Origin of the sequence: Sphingomonas sp. 2378, from assembly GCF_038084995.1 — a bacterium.
Classification (GTDB): Bacteria; Pseudomonadota; Alphaproteobacteria; order Sphingomonadales; family Sphingomonadaceae; genus Sphingomonas.
In genome coordinates, this window is the sequence record NZ_JAXCMJ010000020.1 from 1 (window position 1) to 15,050 (window position 15,050).

Annotated in this window: 16 protein-coding genes; 10 read left to right on the plus strand and 6 right to left on the minus strand. The window is 67.5% G+C overall.

Features of this window, described 5'->3' with window-relative positions; translation table 11 throughout:
• Positions 1-156: 156 nt before the first annotated feature.
• The 3 genes from recF to SM191_RS11265 all read right to left on the minus strand — a co-directional run bounded on the left by recF (position 157) and on the right by SM191_RS11265 (position 3,236).
• Positions 157-1,200 (minus strand): DNA replication/repair protein RecF, encoded by a 1,044-nt coding sequence (gene recF, locus SM191_RS11255; protein WP_341506279.1) that lies wholly within the window; start codon positions 1,198-1,200, stop codon positions 157-159.
• 154 nt (positions 1,201-1,354) lie between these two features.
• The gene (gene dnaN / locus SM191_RS11260) at positions 1,355-2,470 is read right to left on the minus strand and encodes a DNA polymerase III subunit beta (protein WP_341506280.1); all 1,116 of its coding nucleotides are present in this window, start codon (positions 2,468-2,470) and stop codon (positions 1,355-1,357) included.
• Between the two features lie 151 nt (positions 2,471-2,621).
• Positions 2,622-3,236 (minus strand): outer membrane protein, encoded by a 615-nt coding sequence (locus tag SM191_RS11265; RefSeq protein WP_341506281.1) that lies wholly within the window; start codon positions 3,234-3,236, stop codon positions 2,622-2,624.
• Positions 3,237-3,376: 140 nt separating this feature from the next.
• On the opposite strand from SM191_RS11265, the gene SM191_RS11270 reads away from it, so the two are divergent.
• From SM191_RS11270 to SM191_RS11285, 4 genes are all read left to right on the plus strand, one after another.
• A complete protein-coding gene (locus SM191_RS11270; protein ID WP_445949847.1) occupies positions 3,377-4,036 on the plus strand; it encodes a histidine phosphatase family protein in 660 nt (219 codons plus the stop codon).
• The gene (locus SM191_RS11275; RefSeq protein ID WP_341506283.1) at positions 4,033-4,500 is read left to right on the plus strand and encodes a hypothetical protein; all 468 of its coding nucleotides are present in this window, start codon (positions 4,033-4,035) and stop codon (positions 4,498-4,500) included. Before SM191_RS11270 ends, SM191_RS11275 begins: the two co-directional genes overlap by 4 nt.
• Before the next feature lie 87 nt (positions 4,501-4,587).
• The gene (rlmN, locus tag SM191_RS11280) at positions 4,588-5,772 is read left to right on the plus strand and encodes a 23S rRNA (adenine(2503)-C(2))-methyltransferase RlmN (RefSeq protein ID WP_420854072.1); all 1,185 of its coding nucleotides are present in this window, start codon (positions 4,588-4,590) and stop codon (positions 5,770-5,772) included.
• A gap of 205 nt (positions 5,773-5,977) precedes the next feature.
• On the plus strand, positions 5,978-6,736 hold the full coding sequence (locus SM191_RS11285) for a sulfite exporter TauE/SafE family protein (RefSeq protein WP_341506285.1): 759 nt from the start codon (positions 5,978-5,980) through the stop codon (positions 6,734-6,736).
• A gap of 31 nt (positions 6,737-6,767) precedes the next feature.
• Here SM191_RS11285 and SM191_RS11290 read toward each other — a convergent pair whose 3' ends face one another.
• Positions 6,768-7,388: a flavin reductase family protein gene (locus SM191_RS11290; protein WP_341506286.1), complete on the minus strand. Its 621-nt coding sequence runs from the start codon at positions 7,386-7,388 to the stop codon at positions 6,768-6,770.
• A 73-nt stretch (positions 7,389-7,461) separates the two neighbouring features.
• Here SM191_RS11290 and SM191_RS11295 point away from each other — a divergent pair, with 73 nt between their 5' ends.
• From SM191_RS11295 to SM191_RS11305, 3 genes are read left to right on the plus strand one after another with little or no spacing between them, the layout of a single operon-like run.
• Positions 7,462-8,145 carry a cytochrome b/b6 domain-containing protein gene (locus tag SM191_RS11295; protein WP_341506287.1) on the plus strand — a complete coding sequence of 228 codons (684 nt, stop codon included), beginning with the start codon at positions 7,462-7,464 and terminating at the stop codon, positions 8,143-8,145.
• Positions 8,142-8,885 carry a molybdopterin-dependent oxidoreductase gene (locus SM191_RS11300; RefSeq protein WP_341506288.1) on the plus strand — a complete coding sequence of 248 codons (744 nt, stop codon included), beginning with the start codon at positions 8,142-8,144 and terminating at the stop codon, positions 8,883-8,885. Before SM191_RS11295 ends, SM191_RS11300 begins: the two co-directional genes overlap by 4 nt.
• A gap of 18 nt (positions 8,886-8,903) precedes the next feature.
• Positions 8,904-10,133 carry a cyclopropane-fatty-acyl-phospholipid synthase family protein gene (locus SM191_RS11305; protein ID WP_341506289.1) on the plus strand — a complete coding sequence of 410 codons (1,230 nt, stop codon included), beginning with the start codon at positions 8,904-8,906 and terminating at the stop codon, positions 10,131-10,133.
• Between the two features lie 131 nt (positions 10,134-10,264).
• Here the strand turns inward: SM191_RS11305 and SM191_RS11310 are convergent, their stop codons facing one another.
• Together SM191_RS11310 and SM191_RS11315 are read right to left on the minus strand one after the other, a co-directional pair.
• Complete coding sequence (locus SM191_RS11310; RefSeq protein ID WP_307002864.1) at positions 10,265-10,666, minus strand: LPXTG cell wall anchor domain-containing protein; 402 nt, start codon at positions 10,664-10,666, stop codon at positions 10,265-10,267.
• Positions 10,663-11,094 carry a TIGR01244 family sulfur transferase gene (locus SM191_RS11315; RefSeq protein ID WP_267432832.1) on the minus strand — a complete coding sequence of 144 codons (432 nt, stop codon included), beginning with the start codon at positions 11,092-11,094 and terminating at the stop codon, positions 10,663-10,665. Before SM191_RS11315 ends, SM191_RS11310 begins: the two co-directional genes overlap by 4 nt.
• A 158-nt stretch (positions 11,095-11,252) precedes the next feature.
• Between SM191_RS11315 and SM191_RS11320 the strand changes: the two genes are divergently transcribed.
• Genes SM191_RS11320 through SM191_RS11330 form a run of 3 tightly spaced genes read left to right on the plus strand, consistent with a single transcriptional unit; the run spans position 11,253 to position 14,956 of the window.
• Entirely contained in the window at positions 11,253-12,275 is a 1,023-nt protein-coding gene (locus SM191_RS11320; RefSeq protein ID WP_341506290.1) for a YncE family protein, read from the plus strand.
• 48 nt (positions 12,276-12,323) lie between these two features.
• Positions 12,324-13,484 (plus strand): lycopene beta-cyclase CrtY, encoded by a 1,161-nt coding sequence (gene crtY / locus SM191_RS11325; protein ID WP_341506291.1) that lies wholly within the window; start codon positions 12,324-12,326, stop codon positions 13,482-13,484.
• Entirely contained in the window at positions 13,481-14,956 is a 1,476-nt protein-coding gene (locus tag SM191_RS11330) for a phytoene desaturase (RefSeq protein ID WP_341506292.1), read from the plus strand. The genes crtY and SM191_RS11330 overlap by 4 nt, the downstream gene beginning before the upstream one ends.
• Positions 14,957-15,050: the final 94 nt, after the last annotated feature.

The following is a 15,050-nucleotide window of genomic DNA, read 5'->3' on the forward strand; positions in this document are numbered from 1 at the left end:
CCCCCATCCCCTCCCGCCTGTGGGAGGGGTGCGTTACCGGACGACGTTCGGATTGCCGCCGAAATCGATTCCTACGGCTTCACCAAAGCACGCCCCTCCCGCAGGCGGGAGGGATGGGGGAGGGATAGGTGTCTCACCGAGCCCCCGATCACCAACTCAAAACGCCACCCGCGTCGCCTCCCCCGGCACATCGGTGAACAAGGCGGGTTCGGTCCCGGTCATCCACACCTGCCCCCGCCCCGCCAGCCGCTCGAACAGCGCCGCGCGACGCGACGGGTCGAGATGCGCCGCCACCTCGTCCAGCAACAGCACGGGCGGCACCTTGCGCCGTTCGGTGACGAGGTCGGCATGGGCCAGCACGATCCCCAGCAGCAACGCCTTCTGCTCCCCGGTCGAACAGAGCGCGGCGGCCTGCCCCTTGGCGACATGGGTGACACGCAGGTCGGCACGGTGCGGCCCCACCAACGTCCGCCCCGCCGCCGCATCGCGCCTGCGCCCCATCGCCAGCGCATGGGCGAAGCCCCCCGCTTCCACCGCCTCCCCCTCCAGCGCCAGCGACGCACGCGCGAACACGCTCTCCGGCGCGTCGGCCAGCCGCTGGTCGAGCGCCGCCACCGCCGCCACACGCGCGGCATCGATCGCCGCACCATGCTCGACCATCCGCGCCTCCAAGGCGCTCAGCCAGTCGGGATCGACCGGCTCTTCGCTGGCGAGCAGCCGGTTGCGCTCGCGCATCGCCGCGTCATAGCGGGTCGCGTGCATCCCGTGCGCGGGGGCGAGCGCCATCACCAGCCGATCGAGGAACCGCCGCCGCTCGGACGCGGGCTCGACGAACAGCCGGTCCATCGCGGGGGTTAGCCACAGGACCGACAGCCAGTCGGCCAGCGCATTGGCGCTCGCGCCCGCGCCTTGCACCCGCACCACCCGCCGCTCCGGTGCGGAGGCAAGCGCGCCGGTCGCGATCTCGACCTCGCCATCCAGCGTGGCGGCGACCCCGAACCCGCCCTTGCCCCCCTGCCGCGCCATCGCCGAAAGCGCCGCGCGGCGCAGGCCCCGGCCCGGGGCGAGCAACGACACCGCCTCCAGAACATTGGTCTTCCCCGCGCCATTCTCGCCGGTCAGCACGACGAACCCCGCGCTCGGAAAGAGCGCGAGGTCGGCGTGATTGCGGAAATCGGTGAGGACAAGGCGGGTGAGCATTGCATCCGCCTTAGAACATCCTCCCCGGTACGGGGAGGGGGACCGCCGCGAAGCGGTGGTGGAGGGGGGGGTAGCCGCAAGGGACGTCCTATGCGGAAGCCCCCCTCCGTCAAGCCTTCGGCCTGCCACCTCCCCGTGCCGGGGAGGATGGGAATTACACCCGCATCGGCATCAGTACGTAGAGCGCGGGCGCCTTGTCATTCTCGCGGATCAGGGTCGGCGCGGCGGCGTCGGCCAGGTGGACTTCCACCAGGTCGCTGTCGATCTGCCCCAGGATGTCGAGCAGATAGCGGCTGTTGAACCCGATCTCGAAGCCCAGCGAGGTGTATTCGCCCGGCACCTCTTCCGACGCCGTGCCGTTTTCGGGGCTGGTCACCGACAGGGTGATCCGGTCGCGGTCCAGCGCCATCTTCACCGCGCGGGTCTTTTCCGTCGCGATGGTCGAGACGCGGTCGACGCCCTGCATGAACGCCTTGGGGTCCAGCTTCAGGATCTTGTCGTTCGCGGTCGGGATGACGCGGCTATAGTCCGGGAAGGTGCCGTCGATCAGCTTGGAGGTCAGGATCGCCTGGCCCAGATCGAAGCGGATCTTGGTCCCCGACAGCGACACGCCGACCGAGCCGTCCACCTCATCGAGCAGCTTGCGCAGTTCCGCGACGCACTTACGCGGCACGATCACGTCGGGCATCTCCTCGGCACCGTTCGGGCGCTCGATGGTGACGCGCGCCAGGCGGTGGCCGTCGGTGGCGGCGGCCTTCAGCACGGGCGCGCCATTATCCTCGGCCACGTGCAGGAAGATGCCGTTGAGGTAATAGCGCGTCTCTTCGGTCGAGATGGCGAAGCGCGTCTTGTCGATGATCTGCTTCAGCAGTTCGACCGGCAGTTCGAACTGGGTGGGCAGTTCCCCTTCCGCGATCACCGGGAAATCGTCGCGCGGCAGGGTGCCGAGCGAGAAGCGCGCGCGGCCCGCCACGATGGTCATGCGCCCCTCGGCGGCGGTCAACTGGACCTGCGCCCCCTCGGGCAGCTTGCGCGCGATATCGAACAGCGTGTGCGCCGACACGGTGGTCGAGCCCGGCTGGTCGACCGCGGCGGCAACGCTGTCGTTGATTTGCAGGTCCAGATCGGTCGCCATCATCCGCAACTGGCCCTCGGCCGTTGCCTCCAGCAGCACGTTGGAGAGGATCGGAATCGTGTTCCGCCGCTCCACCACCGACTGGACATGGCTCAACCCCTTGAGCAGCGTTGCGCGTTCGATCGTCGCCTTCATTTCCTGATCCCCCGCCGGAACGACCGCATGGCCGGAGTCCGATAGTGATAAATGGCCTTGGTTCCTACCCGCCAAGAAGGGGCCGAAGCAAGGCTTCGACCCCTCCATCACTGGTAGTAAAACCACCGTTAATGTGGAAAAGAATTCCGGCTCAGAAGCGCAGGCCCAGTCCGGCGAGTAGCTGGTGCCGGTTCGGGTTGATGCCGACGCCGTCCATTTCGTCATAGTGCGAATAGCGATATTCGCCCTTTACGAAGGTGTTGGGGCTGATCGCATATTCCAGACCGGCACCCAGGCGATAGCCGCCGACTTCCTGGTCGTTGGACGTGGTGACGCCCGCCGTGGTGTAGCGCGCATCGAACTTGGCGTTGGTGTAGCCCGCCTTCAGATAGCCCATGGCGACCGGCGAGATGACATAGCCGACCCGCGCACCGGCATAGAGATCGCGGCCCGCGCCCAGGCGAAATTCGTCACCGGGGACGCGAATGCCGTTGCTGCGCGTGTCGGAACTGGAACCGGTGATCTCGCCTTCCGCGCCCAGGATGACGGGTCCGGCGGCGATGTCGTACCCGATGCCCGCACCATAGAGCACACCGTCGCTCGAGCTCTTGTCCTGGCCCTGGCGATCGTTGAGGCTGTCATAGCCGATCAGGCCTTCGACGCGGAAACCCGTAAAGGGCTGGCCCGTGGTCGTCTGGGCGGCGGCGGGCACCGCGGCGGCGAGAGCGGCCGAGGTCGCCAGGGCGGCGAGCATGAGCTTACGCATAACTTACTCCGTTACTGTACAGGCCGCCGTTACGATGGCGGTCGCAGGCTCAATGGCGGGAAAGCGCGGCCGTTGCATGAACCTCAGCTAAACAGGAAAAAGCGTTGCATCCGCGCAACAGCCGCGACAGGGATAGGGCCATGCCGATGCACGCACCCCCGCCCCCGCAGCCGGACCATGTGCGCCGAGGCCGCGACTTCATCGCCCGGCATGGCGAGACGGTGTTCAACCGGATCGGCAGGATCCAGGGGGACCGCACCGATCTCCACACCCCGCTGACCCGGCGCGGCTTCGCCCAGGCGGAGGTATTGGGCGAAGTGCTGCGGCACCATCTCGGCGAATCGCCCGCATTGACGTTATGGTCCTCACCCACCGGCCGCGCGCTCCAGACGCTGGCGGTGATCGCCGAGCATCTGGGGCTCGACTGGCATAGGACGACCCATGATTCGCGGCTGATCGAACTCGGATTCGGCAGTTGGGGCGGACAGGTCTTCGCCGACCTCGCCGCCATCCATGGGCCCATCGTCCATCCGCACGGCATGGCGGTCGGCGCACCCGATGGTGAAAGCTATGCCGCGATGGCGGCCCGGTTGCGCGGGTGGATGGCGGATACGCATGACCATGACGGCGACCGGCTGATCCTGATGCATGGCCTGTCCAGCCGGGTGCTGCGCGGGTTGATGCTGGGCTTGGCGGACGATCCGCTGTGCGGCGTGCCGGTGGCCGAGCGCTTGCCGCAAGGGTCGATCGTGATGATCGAGGCGGGCCGCGAGACGCTGATCCACCGGGCCTCGGCATGAGGCGGCTGGCGCTGGTCCTGGCTTTGATGGCCACGCCCGTGATCGCGCGCGAGACGATCGGAATCTACAAGGGCTGGGGCGCGTTTCGCGATCCCGACCGCTGCTATGCCATCGCCAAGCCGGTGCTGGCGAACGGACGGACGGACGGTTTCGCCAGCGTCGGCACCTGGCCCGCCCGCCGCCTGCGCGAATCCTTTCACCTGCATCTCAGTGCGCCGCGCGACCGGGCCGCGTCGGTCACCCTTGCGATCGGCGAACGCCGCTTTCCGCTGGTGGGCGGGGAACGGGATGTCTGGCCGCCCGATGCCGCGACCGACCATGCGCTGGTCACGGCGATGCGTTCGGGCCGGAGCATGAGCGTATCGGCGGTCGATCCCCGCCACCGCCCCTTTGCCGACACCTATGCGCTGGCGGGCGCGGCGGCGGCGATCGATGCGGCGACCCTGGCGTGCGTGGCGGGCTGACGCCCATTCCTCCCCGGCACGGGGAGGATAGAAATCGTCGCGATTTTGCGCTATGGGCACGCGATGCAGACAGTTTCGGCCGCCCCCATGCCCATCCCCGGGCACATCGATCCCGTGCCCGTGCCGCGTGGCGTGCAACCGCGCCCCGATGGCCGGGTGGACCTGATCGGCCTGACCAAGGAGCAGTTGCGCGAGGCGCTATTGTCGGCGGGCATGGAGTTGAAGCAGGCCAAGCTGCGTTCCAAGCAGATCTGGCACTGGCTCTATAATCGCGGCGCGACCCGCTTCGCCGACATGACCGACATCGCCAAGGCGCAGCATCCCTGGCTGGAGGAACGCTTCGTCATCGGCCGTCCCGAGGTGGTCGAGGCGCAGGTGTCGAGCGACGGCACGCGCAAATGGCTGCTCCGCTCGCCCGACGGGCAGGATTACGAGATGGTGTTCATCCCCGACGCCGATCGGGGGACGCTGTGCGTGTCGAGCCAGGTCGGCTGCACGCTGAACTGCCGCTTCTGCCACACCGGCACGATGCGGCTGGTCCGCAACCTGACCGCGGGCGAGATCGTCGGCCAGGTCATGCTGGCGCGCGATTCGCTCGGCGAATGGCCCAGCCAGCCCGAGGGGCGGATGCTGACCAATATCGTCATGATGGGCATGGGCGAGCCGCTCTATAATTTCGACGCGGTGCGCGATGCGCTGAAGCTGGTGATGGACGGCGACGGCCTGGCACTGTCCAAGCGTCGCATCACCCTGTCGACCAGCGGCGTCGTCCCGATGATGGCGCGCGCGGGCGCGGAGATCGGCGTGAACCTGGCGGTGTCGCTCCACGCCGTGACCAAGGACGTGCGCGACGAACTGGTCCCGCTCAACAAGAAATACGGCATCGAGGAGTTGTTGCAGGCCTGCGCCGATTATCCGGGCGCGAACAACGCCCGGCGCATCACCTTCGAATATGTGATGCTGAAGGACAAGAACGACTCGGACGCCGATGCGCACGAACTCGTTCGCCTGCTGCGGCATTACGACCTGCCCGCCAAGGTGAACCTGATCCCGTTCAACCCCTGGCCCGGCGCCGATTACGAATGCTCGACCCCGGAGCGGATTCGTCGCTTCTCCGACATCGTGTTCGAGGGCGGCATCTCCGCGCCCGTCCGCACTCCGCGCGGTCGGGATATCGACGCCGCCTGCGGCCAGTTGAAGACCGCCGCCGAGAAGAAGAGCCGCGCGCAACTGGACCGCGAGGCGGAGGAGAAGTTCGCGGCTTTGGGGTGAGGCCCCTCCACCATCGCTGACGCGATGGTCCCCCTCCCCAAGCCGAGCCTGGGGAGGATTTAAAGAAGACCGTCATTCCTCCCCAAGGTCGGCTTGGGGAGGGGGACCGCCCGGCGAAGCCGGGTGGTGGAGGGGCACCCCTACCCACTTGCCCCCCGCCCCCGCCTGGGGCACGGAAACGCGTAACCATGCGTTACCGCCCGCAATGATCGACTGGACCTTCCTCGCCCTCGCTGCCGCCGGGGGTTTTCTCGGCGGCGCGATGAACGCGCTGGCGGGCGGGGGCAGCTTCTCGACCATGCCGACGCTGATCGCGCTGGGCCTGCCCTCCACCGTCGCCAACGCCACCTCGAACGTCGCGCTCCAGCCCGCCGCGATGGCGAGCGCCTGGGCCTATCGTCATGGGCTGGAGCCGGTGATGGGCGTGACGATGCGGCGGATGGTCGCTATCACGATGATCGGCGCGTTCCTGGGCAGCGCCCTCCTCTTCTTCACATCGCCGCGCGCCTTCGACCTGATCGTGCCCTGGCTCCTCTTGACCGCGACGCTGGCGATCGCGGGCGGACGCCATGCCTCGGACTGGCTGGCCCGCATCGCCCGGCCGGGGCCCCGCGCACTGATGGCGGCGCAGGGGGTGCTGGGCGTCTATGGCGGCTATTTCGGCGGCGGCATCGGCATGATGCTGACCGCCGCCTGGGGCTTGCTCTCGGGCCGCGATCCGGCGCAGCTTGCCGCCCCGCGCACGCTGATGCTGGCCACCGCCAATGCCGCGGCGACCCTGGTCTTCATCGCCACGGGCATGGTCGCCTGGGCGCAGTGCCTGCCGATGCTGGCGGGCGGCATAGTCGGCGGATGGAGCGGCGCGCTGGTCGGGCGCAAGCTGCCCGCCGGATTGATCCGGGGCTGGACGCTGCTGCTGACCACGGTGACGACGGCGGTGTTCTTCTACCGGGGCTATGCGTGACGCAGCCGAACGACCGCCGCCGAAGGGCGTCTCAATCCGGCCGCCGCATCTCGAATCGCGCCGCCTCGGTCACTTCGAAATAATCCACCGGTCCGCCACCGCGCAGGATGGGGCGGGCGCGGGCGGTCTGGTAGATACCGTCCGTGATCATCTCGGCGGCGATGTGGATGCCGACCGCCTCGCCGATGACCAGCAACTGGTCGAGTTCGCGGCCTTCCTTGGTCTCCAGCCGGATCAACTGGGTCAGGCGGCATTCGAACGACACCGGGCTGTCGGCGACGCGCGGCGCGGCGACCAGGCGACCGTCCTCCGCCGTCACCCCCGCGAGGGCGAATTCGTCGATCTCCGCCCCCACGGCGGCGGCACTGGCGTTCATCGATTCGGCCAGGGCCATGGTCGCGAGGTTCCAGGTGAAGACCTTGGTCTCCGCGATATTGGCGACCGAGTCCTTCCACCCTTGCGACGAAAAGCCGATCAGCGGCGGGCGGTAGTTGAAGACGTTGAAAAAGCTGTAAGGTGCCAGATTGTTGACGCCCGCGCTCGACCGGCTGCCGATCCAGCCGATGGGCCGGGGCGCGACGATCGCGTTCAGGGGATCGTGCGCCAGCCCATGGCCGTTGACGGGTTCGTAGAAATGCCAGTTCTGGGTCATGCCTGGGGATCACCGAAAGGGAGTGTGGATGGAAGCGCCAACGCCGCAAGAGCCTCAAAGGCCCCGATCGCCGATGGTCATTCGCCGTCACGGCGTGGTGACGCGGGTCTGGCACTGGGTCAATGCGGTGGCGGTGCTGATCCTGCTCGGCTCGGGCCTGGGCATCTCGAACGCGCATCCCCGGCTCTATTGGGGACGCTATGGGGCCAATTTCGATCCGGCCTGGGCGACCCTTCCCCATTTCCCCGCATGGATCACGATCCCGGCCCGCTACAATCTCGCCATTTCACGCCGCTGGCATCTGTTCTTCGCGCTGGTGCTGGGGTTCGGACTGCTCGCCTATATGATCGGCGGCCTGCTGACCCGGCATTTCCAGCGCGACCTGCGGATTCGCGGGCGTGAGCTTCGCCCCGCCATGCTGTGGGGGGATTTCCGGCGGCATCTGGCCTTCCGCTTCCATGACGAGCATGATCCGCGCCGCTACAACCTGTTCCAGAAGCTGAGTTATGTGCTGGTCCTGTTCGTCGCGCTGCCTCTGGCGATCCTGACGGGGATCGCGCTGTCGCCGGGCATGAACGCCGCCTGGCCCTGGGTGCTGGAGATATTGGGCGGGCGGCAATCGGCGCGGTCGATCCATTTCATCACCGCCAGCGCGCTGGCCTTGTTCACCATCGTCCATCTCGTGCTGGTCATCCTGGCGGGCGCGGGCAACGAAATGCGGTCGATGATCACCGGCCGCTGGAGGATTCCCGAATGATCGGCCGCCGCGCCATCCTGACCGGCGGGGCCGGGCTGCTCCTCGCGGGGTGCGATCGGATCGTCGAACAACCGACCGCGCGCAAGATCCTGTTCGCGGGCGAGGATATGCAGAAGGGGCTGCAACGCGCGCTGACCAATCGCGGCGCGCTGGCCCCCGAATATCGCCGCGACCAGATGTCGCCCTATTTCCGCACCAACGGCACGCGCGATCCGGGTACGCCCGCATATGCCGCTCTGCTCGCCAACCGGTTCGAGGATTGGCGACTGAAGATCGGGGGGCTGGTCGGCAATCCCCTGTCCCTCTCGCTCAGGCAGATCGGCGCGTTTCCCGCGCGTCGCCAGATCACCCGCCACGACTGTGTCGAGGGGTGGAGCGCGATCGGCGAGTGGATGGGCCCGATGCTGGGCAATGTCCTGAAGGCCGCGCATATCCGCGACCGGGCCCGCTATGTGGTCTTCACCTGCGCCGATTTGTACGGTGGCCAGCCCTATTATGAATCGCTCGACCTGATCGACGCCTTCCACCCCCAGACGATCCTTGCCTGGGGCATGAACGGGCGGATGCTGGATGTCGGCCACGGCGCGCCGCTCCGCCTGCGGGTCGAGCGGCAACTGGGCTACAAGCACGCGAAATATCTGATGCGGATCGACGCGGTCGAAAGTTTGGCCAACATAGGTTTAGGCAAGGGCGGATACTGGGAAGATCACGTCGATTATGACTGGTATGCCGGGATTTAAGACACTAGTCGGTGCCATATGGCGCTGATCGATCTCTTTCTGTCGCGCGCGGTCCGCAAGGGCCGCCTGACCCTCACCCATCATGACGGCAAGGTCCGCGAGTTCGGGACGCCCGAACCCGGCTATCCCGATGTCGCGATCCGCTTCACCGATTCGAGGGTCGCGGGGCAGATCGTCCGCAACCCGGCGCTGGCGGCGGGCGAATCCTTCATGGACGGCCGCCTGGTGGTCGAGAAGGGCGATGTCCGCGACCTGGTCGAACTGCTGACCGCCAATGACAAATGGGAAGCGGGCCGGGCGAACCTGAACCCGTCGCGCTTCGTCCGGGCGGCGGGCGCGATCAAGCACCGGATCGACCGGATCAACATGGAGCGGCGGTCGAAGAAGAACGTCGCGCACCATTACGACCTGTCCGCCACGCTGTACGAACTCTTCCTCGATACCGACAAGCAATATAGCTGCGCCTATTTCACCGATCCCGCCAACGATCTGGAGCGGGCGCAACGCGACAAGAAGGCCCATATCGCCGCCAAGCTGGCGATCGAACCGGGGATGCGGGTGCTCGATATCGGCTGCGGCTGGGGCGGCATGGCGCTCTACCTGCACCAGATGTGCGGCGCGGAAGTGCTGGGCGTCACCCTGTCCGAAGAGCAGTTGAAGGTCGCGCGCGCCCGTGCCGAGGCTTTGGGCGTGTCGGACAAGGTGAAGTTCGAGCTGATCGACTATCGCCGGGTGGAGGGGCGGTTCGACCGCATCGTCTCGGTCGGCATGTTCGAGCATGTCGGGCCGCCGCAATACCGGACCTTCTTCCGCAAGTGCCGCGACCTGCTGACCGAGGACGGCGTGATGCTGCTCCACACCATCGGGCGGCTGAACGGGCCGGGCGTCACCGACGACTGGACGACGAAATATATCTTCCCCGGCGGCTACAACCCCGCTCTGTCGGAGATCGTGCGGGCGCAGGAGGGCTTGCGCATGTTCCTGACCGATGTGGAGGTGCTGCGCTGCCATTATGGCTGGACGCTGGATATCTGGTACGACCGGACCGTGGCGGCGAAGGACAAGATCGTCGCGCTCTATGACGAGCGCTTCTATCGCATGTGGCTCTTCTATCTCGCGGGCGCGGGGGCGGCGTTCCGCAATGGCGGCCTGTGCAACTATCAGGTGCAACTGACGCGCGGCCGCCTGTCGGTGCCGGTCACGCGGGATTATATGTACGAAGGCGAACGCGCGCTGCGGGACCGGTAAGTCCTCCCCTGCAAGGGGAGGGGGACCGCCGCGAAGCGGTGGTGGAGGGGGGCTTCCTCATAGGATGTCCCTGGTGGCGAGCCCCCTCCACCAGCTTCGCTGGTCCCCCTCCCCGTGCCGGGGAGGATCGGTCAGGCTCGGAGCCGCCGGATATCCAGCACATCGACCCCGGCGAGCGTCACCGGGCCGAAGCGGCCATCGACTTCCGCGACGATCCCCTCGGCGGTCGAGCGCACGCGGGTCCAGGGGATTTCGCGCACCGCCATGCGGCGGCCCTGGAGCTTGATCGCCGCGACGCGACCGTCCTGCGCCACCGCCAGCGCGCCCTGGCCATCGGCACCGACCACCGCGCCGGATACCGCAAAGCCCTCCAGCGCGGCTTCGGCCGCCGCCGCGACATCCTCCGGCGCGCCGAGGCGGCGGTTGCGGCGGCGGCGGACCAGCCAGCCGATCCCGACTCCGCCCAGCACCGTTCCGGCCCCCAGACCGGCCAGCGCCCAGCCCATCACGGCGCCGGTGATCGGCAGGATCATCCCGCCGCGCCCGACAGGGCTTCGAGCGTCGGCCGAAGACCGGACAGGTCGTACCCCGCCCCCTCGGCCTGCATCACGATCAGGGTCGGGTTGCGCCCCGCCTTGGCTGCCGCCAGCGCCCACAGGTTGCAGCTTCGCGTGCCCGACCGGCAATAGGCGAGCACCGGCCCCTTGGCCTCGACCAGCGCCTGGGTCATCTGGTCGACCATCTCGTGGCTGAACCCGCCCGGCGTCACGGGGATCGCGGTATAGGCCAGCCCCTGATCCTCCGCCGCCGCGCGGATCGAGTCGCCATTGGGCTGCCCCGGCTCCTCGCCATCGGGGCGGTTGTTGACGATGGCGGTATAGCCCGCCGCCTTGATCGCCGCGACATCCTCGGGGCGGATCTGGGGGGCGACGGCGACGCTTTCATTGAGTGGGCGGATCATGCGACTCACCTATTCAAAGGGCCGTTTCACCGCAACCGGTGCCGAGCCATCTTCGTCAGGAAAAGACGCATCAATCGGTGCTTGGCTCCGATGGCATGGGAACATCCCGCGCTCCCCCACGTCTGATCCGCAATGGATTTTCGCAGGAGCCGGGCGCCATGTCGCTGATCGATCGTCGCCAGGGGCTGTGGGGCCTGGCCGCGCTGGGCGCCGCCGCCGCCGTACCGCTCGCCTGGCGCCGGGCCCAGGCCGCCGCCGCCGGCCCCACGACGCTGGCGGTCGTGGAAAAGGGCGCCGGGCGCGTCGCCTTCTACAGCGTGCCCGAAGGGCGGCGGCTCGGCACCATCCCGCTCGGCGCGCAACCGCATGAGATGGTCGCCGATCCCGCCCGCCGCTTCGCCTATATCGGGGGATATGGCGTCCAGGGCTGGCAGTTCGCGGGCGAGGGCGGGCATCAACTCTGGGTGATCGATCTCGTCGAACGACGGCTGGTGCGGACCATCGACATGGCACCGCATCGCCGCTGGCACGGCATGCGGATGGATGCGCGAGGCCGCCTCTATGCGCTGTCCGAGAGCGACAGCCTGCTGGCGCGATTCGATACGCCCGCCACCGCCGAAACCCCCGACCGCATGATCCCGGTCGGCGGCGCGCGCAGCCATTATTTCGTGGTGAAGGCCGATGGCACCCGCGCCTATGTCGCCGACACGATGAGCGGCATGGTCATCATGGTGGACCCCGACGATGCCAGCTTCGCACCCGTCAAACAGCATATCGGCACCGCGCCCGAGGGTCTGGCGCTCAGCCCCGACGAGCGCACCCTGTACGTGATCGACCGTCCGGCGGGCGTGCTCCACGCGCTGGACGCGATTACGCTGCGCCCCCGTGCCCGCACGACGCTGCGTGGCGAGGCGGTGCGGGTGATCGTCCAGGCCGATGGCCGCCTGATCGTGTCCAACCCGGCGGACAAGAGCCTGACCCGCCATTCGCCCGCCACGCTGAAGGAGGAAGCCAGGCTTCCCCTGCCCGCCGCCGCACCGGGGCTGAACCTGTCGGCGGGAGGGTCCATCCTCTATGCCGCGCTGGACGACGACCGCATCGCGATCGTCGATCTGGCGACCTGGCGGATCGTCGGCGGCTTCGCGACCGGCGACGCGCCGGATACCGCCGTGCTTCTGTAATGGCACCGGCCCTTTGCCTTCGCGCCGCTTTACGGTAGCGGTAAGGCGATGGCTGCCAAAATCTCCTGCGATGTCGCGATCATTGGTGCAGGCCTGGCCGGCGGCCTGATCGCGCTGGCGCTCAAGGCGCGGCATCCCTCGCTCGACGTGCGGCTGGTCGATGCGGGCGAGACGATCGGCGGCAACCATCTCTGGTCCTTTTTCGGCAGCGATGTGGCCACGGCCGATCGCTGGATCGTCGAGCGGCTCGTGGCGCATGGCTGGCGCTGCTATGACGTGGCCTTTCCGGCGCATGCGCGGACACTGAACCAGACCTATTATTCGATCGAAAGCCACCGACTGGACGCCGAGGTCCGCCGCGTGCTGCCGCCCGAAGCCCTGATGCTGGGCCGCAAGGTGCTGTCGGTGACCGCGACTGCCGCCGTCTTCGCCGATGGCGACCGGGTGGAGGCGACCGGCGTGATCGACGCGCGCGGCGCGGGCGACCTGTCCTCGCTGTCCTGCGGATGGCAGAAATTCGTCGGCCAGGAACTCCGCCTGACCCACCCGCATGGCAGCGAGCGGCCGGTGGTGATGGACGCCACCGTCAAGCAGATCGATGGCTATCGCTTCGTCTATACCCTGCCCTTCGCCGAGGATCGGATTTTCGTCGAGGACACCTATTATTCGACCTCGTCCGAGCTCAATCGTCGCGCCATCGTCCAGCGGATCGAACGCTATGCCGAGGCGCGGGGCTGGGAGACGGTGGAGGTAGTGCGCGAGGAAGCGGGCGTGCTGCCCGTCGCGATGGGCGGCGACTTCGACAATTACTGGCGCAGCGGCGGGGCCAGGACGCCCAAGGCCGGGATGCGCGCCGGGCTGTTCCACCCGACCACCGGCTATTCGCTGCCCGATGCGATCCGTATGGCGGCGATGCTGGCCGAGCGGCGCGATTTCGCCGGGGCGGACCTGCACGACGCGACCTATCGCATGGCGCGCGCCGCCTGGGACGCGCGAAGCTTTTACCGGATGCTCGACACGATGTTGTTCAAGGCGGCGGAGCCGGATGAGCGATACCGCGTTCTGGAGCGTTTCTATCGACTTCCGCCCGACCTGATCGGGCGATTCTATGCGGGGCAATCGACCATGGCCGACAAGGCACGAATATTGACCGGACGGCCGCCGGTGCCGATCCTGCGCGCCATCGCCGCGCTGCGGGGTCGGTCATGAAGAGCGCGGTCGTCATCGGATCGGGCTTTGGCGGGCTGGCGCTGGCCATCCGCCTGCAATCGGCGGGCGTGCAGACGACCATCGTCGAGGCACGCGATAAGCCCGGCGGGCGCGCTTATTATTGGGAACGCGACGGCTTCACCTTCGACGCCGGCCCCACCGTCATCACCGATCCGGCCTGTCTGGAGGAACTCTGGGGCCTGACCGGTCGGTCGATGTCGGAGGATGTGAAGCTCGACCCCGTCAGCCCCTTCTACCGGCTCAACTGGGTCGACGGCACCAATTTCGATTACAGCAACGACGACACCCAGCTCCGGTCCGAGATCGCCAAGCTGAACCCCGACGATATCGCGGGCTATGGCAAATTCCTCGACTATGCGGCGGGCGTGTATCGCGAGGGCTATGAGAAGCTCGGCCATGTCGCGTTTCTCGATTTCGCCTCGATGATCAAGGCCGCGCCGTCGCTGATGAAGTATCAGGCGTGGAACTCGGTCTACGCCATGGTGTCGAAATTCGTGAAGTCGGAAAAGCTGCGCCAGGCGCTGTCCTTCCACACGCTGCTGGTCGGCGGCAATCCGATGACGACCAGCGCCATCTATGCGCTGATCCACAAGCTGGAGCGGGACGGCGGCGTCTGGTTCGCGCGCGGCGGCACCAATCGCCTGGTGGCGGGCATGGTCGCGCAGTTCGAGCGGATCGGCGGCGTCCTCCGCCTCGGCGATCCCGTTACGCGGATCGAGACGCTGGGCGACCGCGCGACCGGCGTGGTCACGAAGAGCGGCCTGACCATCCAGGCGGATGCCGTCGCGACCAATGCCGACATCATGCACAGCTATCGCGACCTGCTGGCCGACAATCGCTCGGCCCGGCGGACGGTCAACTCGCTGGAGCGCAAGCGTTATTCGCCGTCGCTGTTCGTCGTGCATTTCGGGATCAAGGGCGCGTGGCCGGGTATCCCGCACCACATGATCCTGTTCGGCCCCCGCTATAAGGGCCTGCTGACCGACATTTACGACACCGGCGTGCTGTCGGAGGATTTCTCGCTCTACCTCCACCACCCGACCATCACCGATCCGAGCCTGGCGCCCGAGGGACATTCGACCTTCTATGCGCTGGCCCCCGTCCCGCACATGGGCAAGTTCCCGATGGACTGGGACGAGGTCGGGCCGATCCTGGAGAAGCGCATCCTTGACGAGGTGGGCCGCCGCCTGATCCCCGATATCCATGAGCGGATCGTGACCAAATTCCACTATGCGCCCTCGGACTTCGCGACCGATCTGAACGCGCATATGGGCTCGGCCTTCTCGCTGGAGCCGATCCTGACCCAAAGCGCCTATTTCCGGGTCCACAATCGCGACGATTCGATCCCGAACCTGTATTTCGTCGGCGCAGGCACGCATCCCGGTGCGGGTATTCCGGGCGTGGTGGGCAGCGCGAAAGCCACGGCGGCACTGATGCTGGAGAGGAAGTAGGCCCCCTGCTCCGTTCAGCCTGAGCGAAGTCGAAGGCCAAGGGATGACCTTTCCCCGTGTCCCATGGGCGAGCCCGTCGCGTGGCCTTCGACTT